This window comes from Flavobacterium sp. (assembly GCF_039930565.1).
Taxonomy (GTDB): Bacteria; Bacteroidota; Bacteroidia; order Flavobacteriales; family Flavobacteriaceae; genus Flavobacterium.
Genome location: NZ_JBDTTP010000001.1, coordinates 130,942 through 156,026, shown reverse-complemented (window position 1 = coordinate 156,026; position 25,085 = coordinate 130,942). Strand labels below are relative to the sequence as shown.

Annotated in this window: 16 protein-coding genes; 11 read left to right on the top strand and 5 right to left on the bottom strand. The window is 33.9% G+C overall.

All coding sequences use genetic code 11. From position 1 onward, the window contains the following. The 3 genes from ABI657_RS00515 to ABI657_RS00505 all read left to right on the top strand — a co-directional run bounded on the left by ABI657_RS00515 (nucleotide 1) and on the right by ABI657_RS00505 (nucleotide 5,573). Entirely contained in the window at nucleotides 1-1,893 is a 1,893-nt protein-coding gene (locus ABI657_RS00515; protein ID WP_348095272.1) for a tetratricopeptide repeat protein, read from the top strand. 100 nt (nucleotides 1,894-1,993) lie between these two features. Then, entirely contained in the window at nucleotides 1,994-4,732 is a 2,739-nt protein-coding gene (locus ABI657_RS00510; RefSeq protein WP_348095271.1) for a T9SS type A sorting domain-containing protein, read from the top strand. Nucleotides 4,733-4,922: 190 nt separating this feature from the next. Then, on the top strand, nucleotides 4,923-5,573 hold the full coding sequence (locus ABI657_RS00505) for a response regulator transcription factor (RefSeq protein WP_348095270.1): 651 nt from the start codon (nucleotides 4,923-4,925) through the stop codon (nucleotides 5,571-5,573). Between the two features lie 52 nt (nucleotides 5,574-5,625). Here the strand turns inward: ABI657_RS00505 and ABI657_RS00500 are convergent, their stop codons facing one another. Both ABI657_RS00500 and ABI657_RS00495 read right to left on the bottom strand, forming a co-directional pair. Beyond that, entirely contained in the window at nucleotides 5,626-7,002 is a 1,377-nt protein-coding gene (locus ABI657_RS00500) for an exonuclease domain-containing protein (RefSeq protein WP_348095269.1), read from the bottom strand. Nucleotides 7,003-7,086: 84 nt separating this feature from the next. After that, nucleotides 7,087-8,829: an APC family permease gene (locus tag ABI657_RS00495; protein ID WP_348095268.1), complete on the bottom strand. Its 1,743-nt coding sequence runs from the start codon at nucleotides 8,827-8,829 to the stop codon at nucleotides 7,087-7,089. A 423-nt stretch (nucleotides 8,830-9,252) separates the two neighbouring features. Here ABI657_RS00495 and ABI657_RS00490 point away from each other — a divergent pair, with 423 nt between their 5' ends. After that, complete coding sequence (locus ABI657_RS00490; RefSeq protein WP_348095267.1) at nucleotides 9,253-10,323, top strand: mechanosensitive ion channel family protein; 1,071 nt, start codon at nucleotides 9,253-9,255, stop codon at nucleotides 10,321-10,323. Between the two features lie 366 nt (nucleotides 10,324-10,689). Then, nucleotides 10,690-13,245, top strand: coding sequence for an alpha-L-arabinofuranosidase C-terminal domain-containing protein (locus tag ABI657_RS00485; RefSeq protein ID WP_348095266.1), 2,556 nt, complete (start codon nucleotides 10,690-10,692; stop codon nucleotides 13,243-13,245). 20 nt (nucleotides 13,246-13,265) lie between these two features. On the opposite strand, the gene ABI657_RS00480 is transcribed toward ABI657_RS00485, so the two are convergent. Both ABI657_RS00480 and ABI657_RS00475 read right to left on the bottom strand, forming a co-directional pair. Next, nucleotides 13,266-13,595 carry an ATP-binding protein gene (locus tag ABI657_RS00480; RefSeq protein WP_348095316.1) on the bottom strand — a complete coding sequence of 110 codons (330 nt, stop codon included), beginning with the start codon at nucleotides 13,593-13,595 and terminating at the stop codon, nucleotides 13,266-13,268. Beyond that, nucleotides 13,595-14,764: a PAS domain S-box protein gene (locus tag ABI657_RS00475; protein ID WP_348095265.1), complete on the bottom strand. Its 1,170-nt coding sequence runs from the start codon at nucleotides 14,762-14,764 to the stop codon at nucleotides 13,595-13,597. The genes ABI657_RS00480 and ABI657_RS00475 overlap by 1 nt, the downstream gene beginning before the upstream one ends. Nucleotides 14,765-15,057: 293 nt before the next feature. On the opposite strand from ABI657_RS00475, the gene ABI657_RS00470 reads away from it, so the two are divergent. The 3 genes from ABI657_RS00470 to nhaA all read left to right on the top strand — a co-directional run bounded on the left by ABI657_RS00470 (nucleotide 15,058) and on the right by nhaA (nucleotide 19,264). Further along, the gene (locus tag ABI657_RS00470; RefSeq protein ID WP_348095264.1) at nucleotides 15,058-15,663 is read left to right on the top strand and encodes a biliverdin-producing heme oxygenase; all 606 of its coding nucleotides are present in this window, start codon (nucleotides 15,058-15,060) and stop codon (nucleotides 15,661-15,663) included. Beyond that, a complete protein-coding gene (locus ABI657_RS00465) occupies nucleotides 15,660-17,930 on the top strand; it encodes an ATP-binding protein (protein WP_348095263.1) in 2,271 nt (756 codons plus the stop codon). The genes ABI657_RS00470 and ABI657_RS00465 overlap by 4 nt, the downstream gene beginning before the upstream one ends. A 149-nt stretch (nucleotides 17,931-18,079) precedes the next feature. After that, a complete protein-coding gene (nhaA, locus tag ABI657_RS00460) occupies nucleotides 18,080-19,264 on the top strand; it encodes a Na+/H+ antiporter NhaA (RefSeq protein WP_348095262.1) in 1,185 nt (394 codons plus the stop codon). Between the two features lie 6 nt (nucleotides 19,265-19,270). On the opposite strand, the gene ABI657_RS00455 is transcribed toward nhaA, so the two are convergent. Next, nucleotides 19,271-20,581, bottom strand: a complete 1,311-nt coding sequence (locus tag ABI657_RS00455) for a DUF389 domain-containing protein (protein ID WP_348095261.1) — start codon at nucleotides 20,579-20,581, stop codon at nucleotides 19,271-19,273. Between the two features lie 243 nt (nucleotides 20,582-20,824). Here ABI657_RS00455 and ABI657_RS00450 point away from each other — a divergent pair, with 243 nt between their 5' ends. The 3 genes from ABI657_RS00450 (at nucleotide 20,825) to ABI657_RS00440 (ending at nucleotide 25,066) form a co-directional block, all read left to right on the top strand. Further along, a complete protein-coding gene (locus ABI657_RS00450; RefSeq protein WP_348095260.1) occupies nucleotides 20,825-21,175 on the top strand; it encodes a hypothetical protein in 351 nt (116 codons plus the stop codon). Nucleotides 21,176-21,375: 200 nt separating this feature from the next. After that, complete coding sequence (locus tag ABI657_RS00445) at nucleotides 21,376-23,553, top strand: HAD-IIB family hydrolase (protein WP_348095259.1); 2,178 nt, start codon at nucleotides 21,376-21,378, stop codon at nucleotides 23,551-23,553. A 1-nt stretch (nucleotide 23,554) separates the two neighbouring features. Next, entirely contained in the window at nucleotides 23,555-25,066 is a 1,512-nt protein-coding gene (locus ABI657_RS00440; RefSeq protein ID WP_348095258.1) for a glycosyl hydrolase family 32, read from the top strand. The last annotated feature ends 19 nt before the right edge of the window (nucleotides 25,067-25,085 follow it).

Below are 25,085 nucleotides of genomic sequence, written 5' to 3'. Positions count from 1 at the left end.
ATGAAAAAAATTATACCGTTACTCTTAATTTTAATTATTTGTTATTCCTGTAATAAATCAGAAAAGACCAACAACACCCTAACTTCGAATCAAAGACAAATTATATCCGTTTTTAATTGGGTTGGTAAAAATTATCTGGAAGGCTCAGACTCCATTGAGGCTACTTTACAAAACATAGAAAACATTTCTAAAACAGAATCCGACAGATACAAAGCAATAGTTATTATATGTCGTGGTAACATGAGTGCAAAGTCTTCAGAGTATGAAATTGCTACTAAAAAATTCAGAAAAGCCATTCAGCTTTTAGGTAATTCGGACAGGGATACATTGGTGGCAAGATGCTATAATGGAATCGCAAGCTGCTATAAAAGCAAAGGAGATTATCCGAATGCTATAAACAACTATCAAAATGCACTTCGAATTTTCGAAAGAATAAAATTTGTTGATGGAATTGCTTATGTTTATGCAGGTTTGGGGCAATTATACTTGCAGAAGAATGATATTACATTAGCTAAAAAGAATCTTGAAACGACAATAAAGCTGCTCAAAAATAAAAAACACAAGCATTCCTATCTTATTGCTTCTCATACTCTGGCCAATATTTACGGAATGAGCGGCGATATAGAAAGTGCCTTAAAAATTGACGAAGAAGGACTTCGGATTACGGATAGCATAAAATCGGATCATTTTAAAGCAACTTTTCTGGACAACAAGGCCAATTGTTTTATGTATTCCAATCAGTTGGATAGTGCGCAGTATTATTTTGATAAATGTTTGGAGATGGATATCAAAACAGGTATCGACAAGCAAATCGCCGATTCGTATAGTAATTTAGGTCAATTGGCACTATTTAAAAAAGATTTTGCAACAGCAGAAAAACAAGCATTAAAAAGTTTAGAAATTTTAAAAAGAATTGATCACAAACCTTACATGGCAAAGACGTATGATGTTTTGGAACAATTATATACGGAACAAGGGGATTATAAAAAAGTGATTGATATTCAAAAAAAATCATTTCGGGTATACAAAGAAATGATAACGGAGAAAAAAGAAGCCTCTATTGCAGAATTTAATGTTTTGTATGAAACGCAGGAAAAAGAAAAGCAACTTTTAGAGAGCAAAGCAGAAACCAATAAAAAGCACAATCAACTGATAATTGCTTCCTTTACTTTTGTCGGGTTATTGTTAATTTCTTTCTTAATCTATCGCCAACAAAAACTAAAACACAAACAGCAGGAACAGGAATTCGAATTAAAAACGGCTATTTCCCAAATCGAAAATCAAAACAAGCTTCAGGAACAGCGATTGAATATTTCACGCGATCTTCACGATAATATTGGTTCACAATTGACTTTTATTATTTCATCTGTAGATAATGTAAAATATGCTTTTGACATAGATAATAAGAAGCTGGATGATAAATTAACTAATATCAGTTCTTTTGCCAAAGAAACGATTGTAGAACTCCGGGATACTATCTGGGCAATGAACAGCAACGAAATTACCTTTGAAGATTTAGAATCCCGCATTCATAATTTTATCGAAAAAGCCAAGGAAGCTAAAGATGAAATTCAGTTTTCTTTCCATACCGAAGCCGAATTAAAAAATCAAAAACTGACTTCCATCGAAGGGATGAATTTGTATAGAACCATTCAGGAAGCAGTAAATAATGCTATAAAATATGCCAATGCTTCAATGGTCTCGATTGCTGTAAAAAGTATTGGAAAACAAATAGAAATTACGATTCAGGATAATGGAATTGGTTTTGATGAAACTAACATTCCAAAAGGGAATGGCTTGAAAAACATGCAAAAAAGAATGGAAGATATTGGTGGGAATTTTAATTTGGAAAGTTCAAATCAGGGAACACTGATAACCCTTTTTATTTCATAATTAATATATACACTTCATATCTTAAAATACGACATTTGTCGTATTTTTTTGTGTTTATAGATACCGCAAATTTGCGTTACATTCTATAAACCAGAAAAATATGAAAAAAACAATTACTCTAATTTTGCTTTTATTTATTATGAACAGCAACGCCCAGATAGGAGGAGGCTGGGATTGGGCTTTTAACACCGGGTCTCTTGGCGGAGAAGCCATCAAATATTTAAAATATACTAATGATGGTTCTGAAATTTTATTTGCAGGAACAGGATTGGCTGCAGCTTATTTTGGTTCTACAACATTAACAGCGCCGGCACAACCAAATTATCCCGGAGAGATTAAATATTTTGGAAAGATAAATTCAGCAACTGGCGTGCCAACCATCCTCAAATCGTTTAGCAATATGTTTATCAATTTTGATTGCATTACAACAGACGATTCGGGAAATTTTTATATCGGTGGCGGTCTTAGTGCCAATAATTTTGTAGATTTAGGAAATGGCGTTACGGTTAGTGGAGCCAACAAAGTGGTAATCGCCAAATTTGATGCTTCGGGCAATGCCGTTTGGGCAAAGACTTTCGATTTAGGTGTAGTGGGATCTTACCAAAAAACAATTCCGAGACTGGCTGTTTCTAATTCTGGGAATGTTTTTTTTCTGGGCTACAATCCAAATTTAGATGCTAACGGGAAAGTAAATTATCCGCTTTATAAACTTGATAGCAATGGAGAAACACTTTGGTACAAAGATGCTCTCAATCCTAATGGCATTGTAGGGGTTTTTACAAATGAACAATCTTTAAGCGATAAATTTATAGATAATAATGAGAATGTACATTTAGCAATAGGATCAACAGAAGGCTTTACTTTTGATGGAGTAAATTATCCAAGACCAAATATTCGACCTTCAACTACAGTTTATTCTACAATAATTTCTTTAAATGAATCGGGTACTGTTCTAAAAGCGCAAACTTTTGATGCAGAAACTAAAAGTTTCCAGGTAAACAGAACAACAGGAAATTTAGCTTTTTTCTGGTCTCAGACTAGGTCTAATCCGGCACCTTTTGATCAATTACCGTATCTAATTTCTGGAAATCCTACTGCCTTTATAGGTATGGTGGAAACAGATGCTAATTTTAATTTTATCAGAGCTAAAGATTTGTGGACTACTTACGACAATCCATTTAATATTGATAATGATAAAGACATTTTTCTGGCATTGCCAAACGGGAAATTAGTGATTGCTAAACAATTTTCTAAAAACAAATTGTTTTATGCTGGAGTAGATTATATTCATCCCTCTGATCCTAAAAATGCTAGTGTCATTATAGAAACAGATGCCGATTGGAATATTACTAAATTTATTTCAGGAGGAAAAGCACCACTTACTGCTCAGAATTTTCTGGCAGCCTATAATGATACTTATGCTATGGCAGCTGGTTTTTATACGCAGGATATAAATCAGACGCCTTTGCCAACAACTTCGTATGGCACTGTCAATTTAACTGGTTTTAACGCAGCGCCCGATTTTGGGACAGCTTATGGCATATTCTCTACATTTGGTCAACGACAAGATGTGGCGATTGTGCAAACCAAATCGGCTAATTTTCCCACCATAGCCACTACAGCCTGGTTAGGAAATTCAACGAATTGGAACGATATTGCGAATTGGTCAAATGGTGTTCCAACTACTGTGATGAAAGCTCTTTTTAATCAGCCTACACCTAATTATCCAACAGTTTCAACAACGCCTAAAGCAGCTTCTTTAGAAGTAAAATCCGGAGTAAATTTGACTTTGCCATCTACTTTAGTTTTGACTTCCGGTTTGAAAAATGATGGAACTGTTACAATTAATGATGCCAGTTTTTTTCAGGGTTTGGGAGCTAAAGAATGGAGAGGTTCGGGAAGTGTGAATTTTACAGGCAGTCAAGTTTCATTTTTTTATTCCAGTTTTTTTAGCAATAGTTTGGTTTTAAATACAAATATGGGAACTTATTTTGATTTAAAAGTCCCTACAGTAACACTTAATAACGCAAAAATTAATTTGAATAATAAAACATTAAGTATAATAGATAGCAGCCCAGCAGCGCTTTCGGGTGTTAGCGCAACTAATTATATTTATGGAGGTACTTTAGAAAGAAGAATAAATGCTACAGGAAATTATGAATTCCCGGTAGGAGAATCTGCCAGAATGCATTCGGCAACCATTAGTGCCAATAATTTAGTTGGCGTAGATAAAATCGCAGTCAAATATACTAAAGCTTTTTCCGGAACGACACCTAATATTTCATACAACGGAGTTGCCATAACCAAAGCTTTAAACGGAGGATGGTTTTCGATTACGCCTAATCAGCAGCCAACTTCAGGGAATTATGATGCGGTTTTAAACATACAAAATTCTACTAATACAAGTACCTCAGCAGGTAATTATGTCGTAATAAAAAGAGATAACGGTACTTCAGCGTGGATGGTTAGCGGTAATCACACGCTGGCTTCTGTAAATAATGGAATGGTTACTGCCAGAAGTAATGACCTGACTTCTTTTTCTGATTTTGCAATTGGAATAGGAAATGCCGATATCACCTTATCGAATTCGGAATTTCAAAAACAGCAATATACTGTTTTCCCTAATCCTGCTTCAGAACAAATCAATCTTTCATTTTCAGCTGTTTTGAATAATGTGAATGTGAAAATAATTTCCATAACTGGGCAGACAGTCTACCAAAAAACGAACCTTTCAGGAGATAATCTGAGTTTGAATGTTTCCGGGTTGGCAAATGGAATCTACATTATTCAGGTTTCAGATGGTATTTCAGTAAGTAGTTCGAAGTTGATCAAACAATAAATCAGCATTATATTTCAAAAAAAATACGGCATTTGTCGTATTTTTTTTTGAAGTAAAAAGACCAACCTTTGAGGGTTGAAATTTTTCTGTATAATTATTTATTTCTTCCCATTTCTTTTAATTAAAAAAACCAGCAGAATCATTTTTATTGTAATTTGTTACCGAAAAGTTAATGACACAAAATCTAAAAATGCATATAAAAATAGCGATTGTAGATGATAACTCTTTTTTGATGAAAGCAGTTCAGGAAAAGTTGTCTTTTTTTGATGATTTTTCATTGAAACTCACAGCTTGTGACGGACTCGAGTTAATTGGAAAATTAGAAAAAAATCATAATATTAATTTGATTTTGATGGACATTGAAATGCCAAAAATGAATGGAATTGATGCCACCAGTTTTGTGAAGCAAAAATATCCGCAGATAAAAATCATTATGCTTACGGTTTTTGATAATGATGAAAATATTTTTAACGCGATAAAAGCAGGTGCCGACGGTTATTTATTAAAAGAAGTAAACCCAAAGGATTTGCAGCAGGGTATTCTGGATACCATGAATGGCGGAGCAACTATGACACCTTCAATTGCAATGAAAACGTTGAAATTATTCCGAAATCCAATTGATTTTGAATCTGCTGTTCTTCAGGAAGACATCAAATTGACTAACCGTGAAGTGGAGGTTTTAGAACAACTGAGCAAAGGATTAAAGTATAATGCAATAGCAGAAAATTTATTTCTTTCCGCTGGTACAATCCGTAAACATGTTGAAAATATTTATACCAAACTACAAGTCCACAATAAGCTCGAAGCTATCCAAAAAGCCAAAAACAATAATTTGATTTAGCGTTTCTAAATTCCAACATCTTTTTGAGATTTTGTAAAATGCAATTTAGGAATTACATGCTGTTGCTGTTTTTATCTGTAAAAACTTTACGGGGATATTTCTGAATATATGAATAAATCAACTGCATGATATATTGGTTGCTTCTATAAGGCGTAACATGATCCTTAATATCAGAAGGTTCAGTGATTCCAATATCAGAAGAAATGTAACCCATGCCATAAAAATGCCCGTTTTCTACCCAGATACAACTGCGTTCATCAGAAGATCTTCCTTTATCTATGACAGCAAAACTTGGTCTGTTGCTTAATAAAAAAGTAATAGCATTCTCAACTTTTTCATTGTGAATGATAACTTCTGGTAAATCATTACTATCATTATTTTTGAAATTTTCCCCTTCGGTCGTGCAATATTTGCAGAATCTGTAATCAATTTCAAACTGTTGCGCCAGACTGCGAAGCAAATTTATTCCGTCATGAATTGTATTGACATACTCAATACACGTCTGAAATTTACTGACTTTACCTGCAGCAAGGTACTTGTAACCGTTGCGAGCCTCATATTCATAGAGACCAAATTTTGGTTCAAAACGTTTTAAAGCCGTGTTGTATGTTGGCCAAAGGCTTTTGATTTCAGTACATTCTAATAGTAATGCCATGAATTCATTAGCACAAATTTCAAAGGAAATTGAGTAAATATCACGTAGAAAATTTTGTCGTTGAGGTGTAATCTTGTGACCGCTGAAATGGGAGGCCACACGTTTCTTTAAATTAACTGCTTTTCCAACATAAATCACCTTATTTACATCATTATAAAAATAATATACCCCGGCTTTTTCTGGCAGCGCATCAAAATCCTGTGGTGGCAGATTGGGAGGTAAACGTTGGTCTTGTGATGTTTTTTTTATCATCTTCATAATTTCCTCCTCAGCATCCCATTCCATTAATCGGGAAAATAATATCGCTGTAGCATCCGCATCACCCCCGGCACGATGCTGCTGTTTAATAGGAATATCTAATGAACTGCAAAGTTTTCCCAGGCTATAGGAAGATAATCCGGGCTTTATTTTTCTTGCTGCCCGAACGGTGCACAATTTTCTTGCTGTCCATTTAAATCCTGATTTTTCAAGTTCATGGCGAACAAAAGTATAATCGAAGTTAACATTATGGGCTACGAAAATACGATCAGTAAGCATTTCCAATATTTTTTCTGAAACGTCATCAAATATAGGAGCATTACGAACCATATCATTATTAATTCCGGTAAGGGCAAATATAGGAACAGGTATTTCTTTTTGAGGGTTAACCAGCGTTTCGAAACGATCGATTATATTTTTACCGTCATGAATGATAATGGCAATTTCTGTAATACGGCTGTCGCTTGCATTACCGCCAGTGGTCTCGATATCTACTATGGCATATTCGTTTTTCATTTCTATCTTGCAGCATTAAATTCGCTACATCATTATGGGAAAAGATATTATCACCATTACAAGCTAAATCTAATAATAGAGATATTACATAATTAAACGTACGCCACCCAATTCAGAGACTCTGTAAGAGAACTTATCACCAGGTGAAGCGATGAACATAAAGTTTTTAGGGATATCCCATTTCAGTGATAATTCGTCAATTAGTTTTGGTCCAAAAACGCCATCAATCTCGATAAATTCAATATGTATTTCAGGGTAAGCCCTGTCCAGGACCTCAATATCTTTTTTTAAGTCTTCATTGCTGTCTTCTGCCCATCTTACATTTACAATCTTTAGTTTTCTTGTTGTTTCATTGTTTTGTACATACTGCATAACCTTATTTAATATGGCCACATCATCTCCTTTTGTAAAAAAAACAAATTCCTGAGAATGAATTGTCTGATTCATTTTTCTGAGGTATCGATTCCCCAGAATAGCAAACCTTCTTATGGGTTTATAAAAATAGTCCAGTGCATCCAAATTCAGCTGTATAAGTTGGGAACGATTAAGCATGATAAGAACCAGTACTGCAGCGGGGATTAAATATTTTATAAAAGTAAAAAAAGCATCCTGATTCAGAATAACATTGCCATAAAATCCTAAAAGAATAAAAGCAATGGCGATGACTACTACAGCACCTTTCGCTTTTTCAGGTCTTGGCAATTTTCTGCGCTTTACCTTAAGCATCAGGTTACCGATACCGAAGAGCGCCATTACTGCGAGAAAGGAAAAAGTATATACTCCAGCTAGTGATTCCAATTCTCCCTTAGTGACGATCATTACGGAGAGGCAAAGGATTAAGAATGTAATGATGATCCTGTAATTTGAACCATTTTTATTTTCTTTAAGAAAATAATTGGGCAATATCCTGTCCAGAGTCATTCTCTTTAAAAGCCCTGATACCCCTACAAAAGAAGTCAATACAGCACCACATAATACAAGGACTGCATCAATAGAAATAAGCCAGGAAAGCCATGCACCTCCCGTGGTATTGCCAAGGTAAGATAATAATGATTCCCTGTGCTCGCCAAGTTCTGCAATTGGTATAATCGCGATCAGCAACAGTGCAATAACCGGATTAAAGAAGCTGACTATTGCCCACATGTTACGTAATGTTTTACGAAAAACTCCTGGTTTTTGTTCTTCAACAAAATTGGAAGAACTTTCAAAACCGGATATCCCGAGCATAGCAGCAGAGAAGCCTAAAAAAAGGGTATATAAAATACTATGGGAGGTTAAGGGTAATGCCCAGTTTAAACGGAATATCTCCAATCCGCCATTCAATACAAACCAAGTGGATACAATTACCAGTAAAGTCAAAGATACAAGATGAACGATGAAAATTACAACAGCCACAATAGCAGACTCTCCAATGCCTATAATTGCAAGTGTGGTAAACAATCCCAATACAACAGCTGCTGCAATAAGAATATTAAGACTTTGAAAGATCGTATGAAGATAATGCATGGCTTCGGTGGCAGAAATTACCGCAGTTGTCATATAAGATAACACAGTTAGAATTGCGGCGAATGATGCCAGCCTTTTTGTAGATGTATTTAAAAGTACATTGTAAGCACCACCGTTTAAGGGTAGTGCACCAACTACTTCACCATAAATTTTGCGAAACAAGAAAAGAACCAGTGCTACTATAAGCAGCGAAAGCCATGCATACTGGCCTGCATAGCCAATAGTAAGAGCAGATACATAAAGACACGAAGATGTTATATCATTACCGCAAATAGCAGTAGCCTGAAGTTCATTTAATTTATGGACAATCTTATCTTTCATAGTATGAGATTAAAAAGCGTAATAATTTGTGCTGCTATTCTATTAATTTGTAGCGGTATCACAAAGATAACTTATCATAAACAATAAAACCAATCATTCTGTTCAATAGAAATTGTTTCGGCTGTCATAAAATGTATTAAATTAAGTATTCCTTGGAATCTCTTTTTTATATATGTAACTTTGAAAATACTAATTATCGGCACACTAAAATGTAATATAGTTGTGTATATAATTCGTTATTGCTATATATCGATGGCTGTTAATAAATAGTTGTATTTTATCGTTGCCCTGCCTCATTACACAGGCTAATTTATAAGGCTTCCCTGCATTTCCATCTGATTAGTACCCCTGCGTCTCTATTATATCTCACACATCGTTTTGGTTGCAGTTAATTATTGATATAATTCACTTAAAACTTTTGCTATGGAAAACATTTTGAATGTAACCTTTCTTGAAAACACTTTTTACCAATGGATAATTGCAATAGTAATAATTGCAGTGGCGCTATTTAGTATTAAAATACTGAAAAATGTAGTGATAAGGCGGGTAAAAAAATGGTCACTTACCACTGAAACGACATGGGATAATTTTATTATTGCTGTTATGGAAAGTTCTGTGATTCCCATATTATACATCAGTTCAGTCTATTTTGCACTTCTAACTTTAAAATTAGATGTTACTGTTGATAAGGTTATTCATGTAGCGTACTTGTTTTCTTTTACTTTTTATGTGCTGAAGATCATCAGTGCAGCATTTAAAAAATTTGTATATTCTTTCATCAATCGAGGAGAAGACCGTGAAAGCAAAGAAAAGCAGGCTGGAGGTCTTATCGCCATTGTCAATATTATAATATGGATTTGCGGGATTATTTTCCTTATTGACAATATGGGGTATAATGTTACAACTCTTATTGCAGGATTAGGAGTCGGTGGTATTGCTATTGCATTAGCTGCGCAGACAGTTCTTGGGGATCTTTTTAGTTATTTTGTGATTTTCTTTGACCGGCCTTTTGAAATTGGCGATTTTGTGTCTTTGGGCAGCGAAAATGGTATAATAGAATATATAGGTATTAAAACTACCCGTATACGCACCCTAAGTGGTGAACAATTGATATGCTCTAATACTGACCTTACCAATTCTAGGTTACACAATTTTAAACGTATGGAAAAACGAAGAGTTGTTTTTTCATTGGGAGTAACTTATCAGACAACATATAATCAATTGTCCAGAATTCCTGAAATTGTTAAAAAAATTATTATTGCTCGTCCTGAACTTCAGTTTGACAGGGGACACTTTTCCGGATATGGAGATTTTAGTCTTAATTTTGAGTTTGTGTATTATGTGGCCAGCGCTGATTATAATATCTATATGGATAATCAACAGGCTGTATATCTGGATATCTTTTCATCTTTTGAAAAAGAAGGTATTGAATTTGCTTTCCCGACACAAACACTTTTTGTAAATAAGGAAAATAGAATGCATGAAGCGTCGTAAATGCCTAAAATTATTTCTATTAATTGTAAATTAGATCTTTACCTGCTAATAAGCGTACTAATTTTAATAACATTTTTAACCTAATTATCATGTTACCCTGTCTTTTTTGTATGCAAGACAGGGTATTTGTATTTATAGCATAACTTTTATTACATTTGAAGTGTTGTATTTACATTTATTACTGCAATATTTATAATTAATTAGTTTGCATTTGGATTTTTTGACATTCGTTGCCTAATTCTAAAATGAATTTGTAAACCATTAGATATTGAGATGTTTTTAAATTCAGAGTAGCAAAAATCAAAAGTAACATTTCAGAATTATAATTTTTCTGCTTAAATTCTGTGTTAACTAAAACCAAAAATAATGAAGAATTTTTTACAGTATAGTTTATTTAGTAAGGCTCTTTTTGCAATATTTTTTTTATTCTGTGGTTTTGGATTGAAAGCTACAGTAGAAAAACCTGATAAGGTATATCTTTTTGCCTACTCAATATTCAAAAAGAATGGCACAAGCGGACTTCATTTTGCCTGGAGTACAGATCAGAAGAATTGGTTTGAAATAGGTCCTGCGCATGTCTTTTTAAAATCAGATTACGGAAGCTGGGTTCCAAAGGGTAAATGCATGTCGGAGCCGTTCTTTTTAAAAGACGATGCAGGAATTTTTCATTGCTTATGGGGAGTGGAAGATGACGTTTTTGCACATTCTTCAAGTAAGGATCTTATTAATTGGAAAAGACAGGATTATATTCAGTCGATGAAGAATGTTGACAATAAGAAAGGGAAAAAATCTGTTATTAAGAGTGTAAAAGTAAGTCGTAAAAATGGCGAATATATTATTCACTGGATGTCAGAAAATATAAATTACAGCAATGCAACTAAAGATTTTAAAAATTACACTGAAACAACAATTCATTCTAATAAAAGCATTCCACCCATAACTGAAATTACACTGCAAGGAGATATCATCGAAGGTACAATAGCAGAAGTTGACTGGAGTTTAGTAGATTCGCTGATTAGAAATATGGAATCATCAAAGTTTAGAGATAAGCAAAATGATGCTTCACCAAAAAGTGACAGTTTACTTTTTGCGGGCTTAAAACCTGTAACCGCGCAAATTAGTATAGATAGTAGAGATTCTAAAAAAATAAGCAATATGCTTACAGGTGTTTTTTTTGAGGATATTAACTATGCGGCTGATGGAGGTTTATATGGCGAATTAATACAAAATCGTGATTTTGAATATGCGCTTAGTGATAAAAAAGGCAGCGATGAAAAATGGAATGCAACAATGGCCTGGAGCGGTGATTTTAAAATTGAAAAAGAAAATCCGATTCACACTAACAATCCCCATTATGCCGTAATTACAAAAGGGACAATCAGCAACTCCGGTTTTGATGGAATTTCACTTAAAGCCAACGAAAAATATGATTTTAGTGTATTTGCGAAAGGCGGAAAATTTACTGTAAAACTAAAAGGAACTAACGGAGAAACTTTGGCGGAAGCCATATTAAAGCCAACTGTTTCGTGGAAAAAATTAAATGCAGTTTTAAAATCACCAAAAACGACAACTGATGCTCATTTAGAAATTACTACTTCTGGAGAAACAGCCGTTGATATGATTTCGCTTTTTCCTCAAAATACGTTTAAAAATCGTAAAAACGGGCTTCGTGCAGATTTGGCAGCAACCATTGCTGACATGCATCCTAAATTTGTACGTTTCCCAGGCGGATGTGTGGCGCATGGAGATGGATTACACAATATTTATCGCTGGAAAAACACAATTGGGCCTTTAGAAAGCCGTGTTCCATCCCGAAACATATGGAATTACCATCAGTCAATGGGCTTGGGATATTTCGAATATTTTCAGTTTTGCGAAGATTTGGGAGCGGAGGCAGTCCCGGTTTTAGCAGCCGGAGTTCCGTGCCAAAATTCATCTGATGGAGGTGCAGGACAGCAATTTGGCATTCCGATGGAAGAAATGGATGAATATGTTCAGGATGTCCTGGATTTAATTGAATATGCAAATGGAAGCGTGAATACCGTTTGGGGTAAAAAACGTGCACAAGCTGGTCATCCAAAACCTTTTAATTTAAAGTATATTGGCATTGGTAATGAAGATCTTATCAGCGATGTTTTTGAGGTGCGTTACAGGATGATTGTTAAAGCAGTGCAGCAAAAATACCCTGAAATCATTGTTATTGGTACTGTAGGTCCCTTTTTTGAAGGTACAGATTATAATGAAGGCTGGGCTATTGCAAATGATCTGAAACTGCCAATAGTTGATGAACATTATTATCAAAGTCCGGGATGGTTCATTAATAATCAGGACTTTTACGATAGTTATGATCGTACAAAATCAAAAGTGTATTTAGGAGAATATGCTTCATGGGGTAATAAGGTATACAATGCTTTATCAGAGGCACTTTACCTTACAGGCATCGAAAGAAACGGCGATGTAGTTACAATGGCATCTTATGCTCCATTACTGGCAAGGGAAAAACATATTCAATGGAGTACTGATTTGATTTATTTTACAGGAGATGAAGTAAAACCTACCGTCAATTATTATATACAGCAGCTTTATGGACAAAATCCCGGTGATTTTTATTTACAGAGTAAAGTAAAACTATCTGATACAAAAGACGAAGTAAATAAACGCATAGGGGTATCTGCAGTTAAAGATATTGCCTCCGGGGATCTGATTATAAAAATGGTCAATATGCTTCCTGTTGCTGTGAACCCTTCAATAGATTGTATTAATTTTTCAAGTGCTGAAAATGCGACTTATACGTTATTATCGGGAGATCCAGAAAAAACGGCAGCCAGGCCGATAATTCAAAAATTGAGTGCTAAAGAAGCATTTTCCAAAAAAATACCACCTTACTCCTTTATTGTAATACGTGTGAAGATGGATAATTAGTTTGTAAATAAAAACAGGTTTTAAATTGATTCCTCATTTTGTTTTAATGGAAGTGTGACTACAAATTCAGCACCATTATCTCTTTCCGCTTTTGCAGTTATTGTTCCATTGTGTCTTTTGGCTATTTTTCTGCAAAGAGAAAGTCCAAGTCCATTTCCTTCATACTGATCTTTAGAATGAAGTCTTTCAAAAGCAGTGAAGATTCTTTCTGCAAAAGCCGCGTCTATTCCTATGCCATTGTCTTCAATTGTGACTTGTATATATTCAATACCTTCAATATTTAAATTACAGCTCGTTATTATTACTCTGGGTGGTAAATCAACCTTGGAGAACTTAAGAGCATTTTGTATTAGATTATAAAAATAAGAATTGAAGCTCCTTGTATTACAGGAAGTTCACAACTTATCAATATGGCATCTTTTTCTTTTATAATAAGTTCCAGATCTGTCTTTATATTTTCAAAAATCTCATTAAGATCAATTTCTTCAATTGGCTGTTTGTTTTTGTCCAGTGTGGAATAAGCTAAAACACCTTCAATAATATTTTGCATCCTTTGGGTAGACTGGTCTATTTTTTGAAGATATTTTATTGAATTTTCATTAAAGTTCGTTTCTTTTTCATTTCTGATTAAACCATTGAAAATTTTAATTTTTCGAACCGGCTCCCTCAGATCATGACTTACTATATTTGCAAAATGCAGAAGGTCATCATTAGACCGTCTCAGCTGTTCAGTGTTTAAATCAACTTGTTTTTTTAATTCTTCCTGAAATTCCCTATGCTCATTGATATCCTGAATAGTTCCAATAATGGTTATTGGATTATTGTCTTCATCGCGAATTATTTTACCATTAATTTTAATCCATTTTGTAGAATTATCTTCTTTGAGTATCCTTGCTTCATAAGATATCTGGCCCGTTTTTTCAGCCTCAATATGTGCTTTTTCACGAACAGGTAAATCATCAGGATGTAATTTTGATAGTAATTCGTCAACAAGTATTGCACTTTCAACACAAAGTATATCCTTAAAATTCCCACATGTTTTGATTTCTCTGGTTGAAAGGTTTATTTCGTATGTTCCCATACCAGCTGATTCAATAGCTAGTCTAAGTCTTTCTTCAGTACTTTGTGTCTGTTGTTTTGCAATATACAACTCAGTTACATCTACACCAGTATTCATTACTGCATAGGTATTTCCTTCTGAGTCAAAGAGTGGAAGGAAACTATAATTAAAATAATGTGATTTTATAATTCCATTAATTATCAAATCTACTTTTTTATTTTTTTCGTAAAAAGGAACTCCCGTTTTTAGTACAGTAGTTGCCTGTTCAAAAAAAAGCTCTTCTTTGCTTTCGGGAAGAACATCCAAATAATTTTGGCCAATTACCTGATCACCTTTTCCCCAAGCCTGAATCATGGCAGGATTAGCGAATTCTATTTTTAGATCACTTCCTGTATATATTGCTATTGATAAAGGGGTATTATCAACTATATCTTTAAAGATCCCTGTTTCTGGATACATGGTGGTATTTTTTTTCGAAGTTATTGAGTTTAAAATTATTAATGTTATATTACTTGGCTGAATTGTTTCACAATTCCTTTGTAAGCTGTCCTTAAAAATAATAATTAAATTTAAGCTAATATAAATAAAATTTTATCTTGTTCAATTTTTTTTTAGAAAAGTTAAACAAAAAATACCTGTATTTTTACTAATTCAATTAATTAACAACGAATTATAAAGGGTAGAGATGTTTTTTTTTAAATTTGCTTTAAAGAGTTGCTATACATTCTTTACTAAAGCTATATTATTTCATAATGACTATAAAATGCACTTCCCTTATATCTTCTAATTTCCTTAATGATATAAAATCTCAAACTATAAATTCACACAAAAAATTAGAAAATTTATCAATTTCAGGCTCAATCCTTTCTCCGGAAATGAAAATACAGGATTATGTGCATTATTTAAGTGTGATGCATGATGTTCACAAAAATACTGAAGAGGTTATTTTTTCTTTGCTTTCCGCTACTATAGATGATTTGGAAAAAAGAAAAAAAAGCCATCTCATCGAAAACGATTTTTTCTTTCTTAATCACAGTAAACCTAATTCAAAAGTTGTCTTTGATGCTACACAAATCTCAGTGCCTTTTGCTCTTGGAATATTATACGTAATTGAAGGTTCAAGTCTGGGAGGAAGATTTATAGTAAAAAATATCACTACAATTCCCGGGCTGGACAATGGGCACGGAATATCTTATTTTAATGGGTATGGTGAAAAAACAGGAAGTTATTGGAAATCTTTTCTAAACTTACTTGTAGAATATGAACAAAATTATAAATGTGGTGACACAATTATAGAAGGAGCAGTATATGCTTTTGAAAGTATTTATAACCATTTTAGGAGTCAGGAAAAAAAATGAAGATTAAAGATATAGTCAATCGTGACATCGTTACATTATCCAATTGTGAGCATGAACCCATACACATACCGGGCAAAATACAACAGCATGGTTTTTTGATTGGACTCACATCAGGACTGAAAATAGATTATTGTACAAATAATATTAGCTCGTTTGTCAATTTATCTTATGATGAGGTACTTGGAAAGAATTTAGCTGATGTTTTTGGGTCAGATGCTGAAAAAAAGATTTTGGATTATCTTAATGAAGATACAATTCAGAATGTTTTTCCGCTTGAAATTAATCTGTTGGAAAAATCATTTCAAATCAGTATTCATAAGAGTTTCGATATTTATGTTTTAGAAGCAGAGCCACTGTTTACCAACAAGGAAAAGCTTGTTGATGTTTATACGCAGACCATTCAGTTTGTCTCTCAAATGAACAATACAAAATCACTAAAAGATTTGTGTGCCCTTGTTGCAGAAGGGACTCGTGAAATAACAGGATATGATCGTGTAATGATTTATCGTTTTGATGAACAATACAATGGAGAAGTGTTTGCAGAAAACTGTAGGGAAGATCTGGAGCCTTTTTTAGGATTGCACTATCCCCATACTGATATTCCGGCACAGGCAAGAGAATTATATATTAAAAACCAGCTTAGGCTGATTGTGGATATGGATTATGAGCCGGTTCCCATTTTTACTGTTGATGACAAAGAAAATAAAACCCTCGATTTAAGTCTTTCTATTTTAAGAAGTACATCACCCATTCACGTAGAATATTTAAAAAACATGGGTGTTGGTGCAACGCTTACAATTTCACTGATTCATCATGGCAGATTATGGGGTTTAATCGCTTGTCATCATTATTCTAAAAAGAATATTTCACCAGAAATACGATTAGCTGCAAAGCTTCAGGGACAGTTTATAACGTCTCAGATTGACATTCGACAATCAAATGATGAAAATGTAAACGCACAAAAAGCATCTATAGCACTCGAGCAATTAACAGGTCTCGATCTTCCATTATTACAGGATTCGATAGAAACAATTATTAATGCCCCACAATTACTAAATATCTGCAATGCAACCGGAGTTTCAATACTAACGCGGAGAAAGATTTACAAAAATGGCCTGACGCCCTCAGACCAGCAAATCAGAGTATTAATTGAAGCGATTAACAATAAAATACCGAATACGGTATTTACCACAAATAAGCTCAATGATTATTTTCCGGAATTTGGAGAATTTTCTGATTTCGCAGGTATTATTTACCATTCGTTAGGCAGTGATGACCATATAATTTGGTACAGGCCAGAAACAATAACTGAAATTAACTGGGGAGGCGATCCTGAAAAAGCCATTGTTAAAGACAATAATGGTCTGCATCCAAGAAATTCATTCAATATTTGGAAACAGATTATAAAAAACCAAAGCAGCCCCTGGCGGCCATATGAAATTAATAGCACACTTCAATATGCTCATGCCCTGCACAATCAGCTCATAATGATTATGCTGAGTGAAGAAGAAGAAAAATACCGTACCCAAACCGAAATATTAAGGGAAACCAATTCTGAACTTGAAAATCTCAATTGGATCAGTACGCATGATTTGCAGGAGCCACTCCGAAAAATTCAATTATTTACATCAAAAATGTTAGCCGAGCCAAGGGTTATAGAATTAGAGTCTGTTTCTAATTCTTTGCAGCGTATATCAAAGTCTGCCAGCACAATGAGGATCTTACTGGATGATATTCTTAAGTTTTCAAGAATAAAATATACCAGGGAGGCTTTACAAAAAATTGATATGAACTCTATTTTAGAAGCAACAATGTTAGAAATAGAAGAAGCTATTTCTGAGAGTAAAGCAGTTATTGAATATGAAAACCTTCCTGAAGTTCACGCTATTAGTTTTTTAATGAAACAATTGTTTTCTAACATACTGCAGAATTCATTAAAGTTTACTTCGCCTGACAGGCAGACTGTTATCAGGATTACGGCTTCCAAAGAACCAGGATTAGTTGCTTATTCGGATAAAATTTACTGCAATTGGGTTTGTTTTTCAGATAATGGAATTGGTTTTGAACAGCAATATGCAGAAACAATTTTTAAGGTTTTTGGCAGGTTGCATAATCAGGAAAAATATACAGGATCTGGAGTAGGATTGGCAGTATGCAAAAAGATTATGCAAACAATAGGAGGAACTATTCATGCGGAGGGAAAATTAGGAGAAGGGACTAAGATAACAATTTATTTTCCATGTGATCCTTTGGATACACTTCTATAATGGTTAGCATTCCATTTTAATAGTCAGAGTTTAATTAGTTTTACACGATTGCTGGTACAGGCAGAATGCTTAAAGGATAGAGCGAATTAAAAGTTCAAATAAAAGTCAGGTTAATTGCATTTTTAGATTGGTTATATTAAATTTGTATTATGACTAAATTGATCAATCTCCATATTTTTAACCGTTTTTTTCAGTCTTCTTCTGCCGGAGGAATTATTTTGTTAATTTGTGTTGCAATCTCACTTTTAATTGCAAATTCAGGCTGGGCAAGTAATTTTCAGGATCTTCTCAATCTGGAATTCGGTTTTAATACCCATGCAATACACTTACGTTATCCGGTATTATTATGGATAAATGACGGACTAATGGCCGTGTTTTTTTTACTGGTCGGTCTGGAAATTAAAAGAGAGATAGTAGAAGGGGAACTTTCATCATTGCGTCAGGCATCTTTGCCAGTTCTCGCAGCATTAGGAGGAGTGCTGGTTCCTGCATTACTATATGCTTTATTTAATAGTTCTGATGAAAATACAGCAAAAGGCTGGGGAATACCCATGGCAACCGATATTGCTTTCGCTCTTGGAATTTTATCTCTTTTAGGAAATAAAGTCCCATCAGGGCTTAAAATATTTCTTGCCGCTTTGGCAATTGTAGATGATCTGATTGCAATTTTGATTATCGCTATATTTTATTCATCAGCTCTTAATTTTATCTATCTGGGTTATGCAGGAGCCCTATTTGCTTTACTTATTATTTTTAACCGAATTGGAGTTAAAAATATTTTTCTCTATTTAATTCCCGGAGTATTCATTTGGTATTTTATTCATCATTCAGGTATACATGCTACCATAGCCGGGGTATTGGTTGCTTTAACATTACCAACCAATGAAGATGATACAGAATCGCCTCTCGAAAAACTGGAACATGCATTGACAAAACCTGTAAATTTTATCATCATGCCGCTATTTGCGATTGCCAATACAAACATTACTTTTGAATCAGGTATGGTAGAAGGACTTGCCAGTAATCTTGGTTTTGGAATTGTTTTGGGATTGTTTTTAGGAAAACCTATTGGAATATTTTTTATGTCCTGGCTGTCAGTAAAATTAAATATAGCACAGCTTCCCGAGGAAACCAAATGGCCTCACGTTTTAGGACTAGGTCTTTTGGGAGGTATTGGTTTTACCATGTCTATTTTTATTGCCTTGCTTTCATTTCAAACTCCCGAATATCAAAACGAAGCCAAGTTCGCCATACTTATAGCTTCTGCACTTGCGGGAATTTCAGGTTTTCTTCTTTTAAGATTGTATAATAAGAAACAGCAAATTCAGAAATAACGATTGCTATTGTTTTTTGAATAGTTCCACATCTTTAACTGCCAGCCTTTCATTTAGCCAATTTCTGAATCGCTCCTTATCAGAAGTACTGATATTCTTATTATCGTCGTAAATAACTGCTGTTATAGTGATCGAGCTGTCTTTCTGTGTTACAAGCGTACTTTTTATTACTGATAATGAGTTAATTTCAGGGAACAATATTCTGGTTTCTTTTAATAGCTTCTTATTATCAAATTTGTTTTGTGTCAATTCCTTTTCGAGTTGCATTATCTTGATATCCTTGTTGTTCATCTCGTTTTCACTACTCTTAATCTGATTTAATATATCACCTTTGAGTGTATTAAATCGATCTGTACTGTCTTGTCGAATAAGAAGTGTGGTACCTTTTAAATATTTATTCAGTTTGATTTTTTCTCTCAGAATTGATAGTTCAGTAGAATCAAATCTTTTAGATAAAAAAGCCAATTCCAGATTTTTCTTTTTTGAATTAAAATCTGTTTTTTTGTACACTACTGTATATCCTTTAAAGGTAAATTCATTTTCTATAAAAAGATTAATATTTTTTTTAAACTGTTGTTCCCTATATAAGGAATATGCCAAATAACTACTTGGAATAAGCATTATAAGTATCAAACAAGCAATAATAAATTTTACCCGTCCTTGTATTTTGTCATTAATTTGTTTTGCTGCAGGGTAATTAAGATATTTAATAATTAAAAATGTGGCAATACCAATAAATACGCAATTTATACAGTAAAGATAAAAAGCTCCCAAAAAGAATGCCCATTGTGCAGTTGCAATTCCATATCCCGCAGTACATAAAGGCGGCATTAAAGCTGTTGCAATGGCAACTCCCGGAATAGGGTTGCCTTTTTCTGAACGTGTTACAGCAATAACTCCAACAACACCGCCAAAAAAAGCAATTAGTATATCATAAATATTTGGGGATGTTCTGGCAAGCAATTCAGACTGCACATCTTTAAAGGGGCTGAGATAAAAATAAAGTGTAGACACTGTCAGGCTTACTAAAGTTGCATTGAGTAAATTTATAAGTGACTTTTTCAGAAGCAAAAAGTCATAAATTCCAAGTGCAAAACCAGCTCCGACAATAGGTCCCATAAGTGGTGATATAAGCATAGCACCAATAATTACAGCTGTTGAGTTAACATTTAACCCTACAGAAGCAACAAGTATAGCACAAGCAAGTATCCAAAGATTTGCACCTTTAAATTCGATATTTTTTTTTACATTTTCTATTGTTTTTTCCCTGTCATCTTCCCCATCATGCAGGTTAAGAATATCAATAATGTTTTTCATAGATTTTATAATTTAACTATAGGTAGTCTTTCTAAGGCTTATTTTTACTAAGATAAAAATAGTAAAGTTAAAACGAATAAGTTTATTTGGTTTTAGGAATTAGTATTTTATTAACTCCGTATATATGAAATATTTTAAAGTAGATAAGGGGAAATATGTATAAAATAAAAAAATAATTATGTAAGGAGAATTTTGATTCCTCCTTTTAAATTTGAAGTATTAGTAACAAAAAGGAACACTATTATGAAAACGCTATATAAATCAAAAATAATTTTAGTTTTTGCTTTAACGGGAATTTTATTTTCCTGTAAAGACAATAAAGACGGTTACAGTGATCAAATTGAAACCTTACAATATCCCGCGGATGATACTCTAACCACAGTAACTGACACTACTGGGATTAGTGGTTTTAGTACAACCAATAAAAGCGACAAAGGTTCCTCAGGAATGGATGACGGAGGAACAGGACAGGGGAGTGGTCCTGGTGAAAGTGCTAATGACGGTGCTACTGACTCAGGACCTTCAGAAAAAACTACAAAGGAAAATAATACTTCCCAAAATAAAAATCCACAGGATAGTAAAGGCGGTAAATAGCTACTGCAAAAAATAGTTTCATTTAAATAAATGCCTGAAATGAGTATCATTTCAGGTTTTTCTATGTATATCTGCTTCTTTCAAAAAAGTAAAATGTAATTGATTTTTAACACTTTTGTGTTAAAAATCAATCTGTTTTTGTTATTATTAAAGCTAATCCGGGTAATTTTTGTACCTTAAAAAATCAAATAAACAGCAAAATGATAAAATTACGAATATCGTTGATCAACATTCACGGACTTATAAAAGGTTCAGGTCTTGAAATTGGCCGGGATGCTGATAATGGTGGTCAAACTAAATATGTTTATGAACTTGCTGAATTTTTAGCACAGCATGATGATGTAGAACATGTCGATTTATTTACGAGATTAATTGATGATTCGCATCTTTCATCAGAATATGCAGTGCCTGTTGAAGTCGTTAACGAAAAATTTACTATTAGAAGAATTTCTTTTCTTGGAAAAAAATATAAGCCAAAAGAACAGTTGTGGGAAGGTCTTGATACTTTTGTTAATGGCGTTGTTCAGCATATCAAGTTTTATAACATTTTTCCGAACTGGATTCATTCTCACTATGGAGACGCAGGTTACGCAGCTGCAGAATTATCGGCCATTCTGAATATTCCATTTGCTCATACCGGACATTCCCTGGGTTATTACAAGAAAAAAAAATTGATAGAAGGCGGTATGACTGATGAAGAACTTGAAAAGAAATTTAAGTTTAAGCAAAGAATTGCCGCTGAAGAGAAAACCTTAGAACTTTCAGAATTTATTGTTACTTCTACAGAGCAGGAGATTGAAACTTACAGACCTTATAAAAATTTTGCTTTGGGTAAGTATCATGCCATTTCTCCCGGAATTGATACCAGAAAGTTTGTTCCCTATTATCATGTTGAACAGGATTCAAACAGACAAATGGAAGAGGAACAGAGGAAATACTGGGTTGCCGAAACCATTTCTAAGTTTTTAATAAATCCCCATAAGCCATTCATATTAGCTCTTTCGAGACCTGACCGTCATAAAAACCTTCATACACTCATAGAAGTTTATGGAAAAGATAAAGAACTCCAAAGCATAGCCAATCTCGTTATTTTTGCAGGAATTCGAAGAGATATTTCGAAAATGCCAGAATCAGAAAAAGATGTTTTAACAGATTTGTTACTATTGATGGATAAATACGATCTGTACGGAAAAATGGCTATTCCCAAAAAACATGATGTAGAAAATGAAGTTTCTATTATTTACCGTTATGCTGCAGAGAAAAGGGGTGTATTTGTAAATTTAGCCCTTCATGAAAATTTTGGATTAACGGTTATTGAATCAGCCAGTTCCGGTTTGCCGGTGGTGGTTACAAAAAATGGCGGGCCATCAGAAGTTATTCCTACCTGCCAAAATGGTGAACTGGTAGATCCTCAGGATGAAAATCAAATTAAAAATGCACTGCGAAATATTCTGACAGATGAAAATAAGTGGCGTTATTATTCTAATAATGGAGCTATTAATATTCAGAAACATTACAGCTGGCTCGCTCATGTTAACCAGTACGTAGAATTGATCAAAGAAAATTTATCCCTTTCATCCGGTTCAGGTATAAAAAATCAGCACTATCCCAATATCAATATTGACCGATTAAAAAGAAAAGTAGAAAACCTTCTTGTATCTGATATTGATGGCACTCTAATTGAACCGAAATTAAATAACCCCGGTTTGCAGGAATTAAAAGCACATTTGGTTAACCTTACCGATAAAATGGCTTTTGCAATGGCTTCAGGAAGAAATTTAGATCTGGTTAAACAAATCATTGAACAGGAGCAGTTTCCTTTGCCGGATTTTATTATTTGCTCTGTTGGAACTGAAATTTATTACACCAATGGAAAAGATTATGTTTTAGATAAAGGCTGGGCTACATTTCTATCAGGCCGATGGAAAAGGGATGATATAGAAAACCGCTTAAAATCGATTTCATGGATTAAATTACAGGAAGAAGAAGCACAAAATCCTTTTAAAATTTCTTATTATTATGATAAGGGAAAATATAATTATGAACAGCTGGCGAAGGCTTTAGGAAAAGGATGGTACAAAATAAATATCATTCCGAGTCACGGTCAGTTCCTTGATATTATTCCGAAGAGAGCTTCTAAAGGAAATGCAATAAAATTTTTATGCCGTAAATGGGCAATTCCCCTTTCAAATGTAATTGCTGCAGGTGATTCAGGAAATGATATTGATATGTTCAGAGGAGCAATTAAAGGAATTATAGTGGGCAACCGAAGTGATGAATTAAATCATTATAAAACAACAAAGAATATTTTTGTAGCGAAAGATTCAGCCTCTGCCGGAATTATAGAGGGATTAAAACATTATAAAATAATTAATTGATATGTATTCAGGCTCAGGTTTTAGTAGTTGGGAAATAGGTGATGTTGATGTTTTTATTGATGAAAACGGAATACATCATTTGTTTCATCTAATTATTCCCAATCACGATTATATTGCTCATGCGGTATCAAGAGACGGACTTTCATGGAAAAGGGTAAAAAATGCATTGTGGGTTGGTGATCCCGGACAATGGGATGATGATATGTTATGGACAATGCATGTGAGTAAGAATTCTGAAGGAGAAGGTTACGAAATGTATTATACAGGACTGAAGCGAAAAGACAAAGGAATATTGCAAAAAATAGGAAGGGCTATTTCGCCGGATTTAATACACTGGACAAAAGAAAATAAATACGGACTTCCTTTAAAAAGCCTCGCTCCGTATTATGAAGGTTCGGATAATAACCCACGTCAATGGATAAGTTTCAGAGACCCTTATAAATATCATTTTGAAGGAGAAGATTATTTGCTTATTTGCGCCCGAAGTGCAGTAGGACCTACTTACAGAAGAGGCTGTATTGGTGTAGCTAAAAAGGAAGCTGATGGATTTGTGCTTCAAAAAGCATTGCATTTTCCATATGTATATGATGATGTTGAATGCCCTTGTGTGATAGAAATCAAAGGAATGCATTATTTGTTGGGTTCAATCAGGGAAGATATAAAAGTGCGGTATTGGTTCTCTCCGGATTTTAAGGGAGAATACCACGCTTTTCATAATAATGTGCTTATGCCACAGGGCAATTACGCAGCCAGAATTGTAAAACAAGGAGAATATTTTCTAATTTATAATTTTTACTTTATTGGAGGAAACGTGAATACACATCGCGTAATTCCACCTCCTAAACAGTTAGATGTAGACAGTACCGGCAGACTGGTATTAAAAACATATCATCACTGGAAAACTCTTTATAAAAAAACAATCCTTCAAAAAGATTTGCCCGTTCCGGCACCAATTTTAGGAAATCCCTCTGCTAATTTTATTTTAGAAAATGAAAACAAATGGCGTTTTGGATGCAGAAGCGGTTATGAGGTTTTTTGTTTTGAAAAGCCTTCCAGGGACTTTGTTTGGGAAGGAACTTTGGCCGTTGAAGGAATGGGTAAAACAGGCTTTGTAATTGAGTGTGATGAAGAAGGAACAGCATATTATATTTCTGTTGATTTTGTTAATGGTCTTGTGCAGTTTAGAGCCTGGGGATTCAACGAAAAGGATGTAAAGAATAATTTTATTTTTGAAAATATTCAGATCAATCAATTTGAAATAGTGGATAACAGGGAAATTTATTTTAAAATAATCCGTTACGGCAATTATTATGAGCTTTCTATTAATGAAGTTGTGAAGCTAACCTTATTGGATTTTAAATACAACGAAGGAAAAATAGGTATTTATGTTTGTTCTGCCATTGTATCATTAAAAGACTCAAAAATTCATGTAATTCCTGAACCGGAAAACGAATATGCAACTTCAGATCCCAACAAATCATTTGAAGAATATCTCAAGAAAACGCCGCTTTAAATATTGTAAAATTGATTTG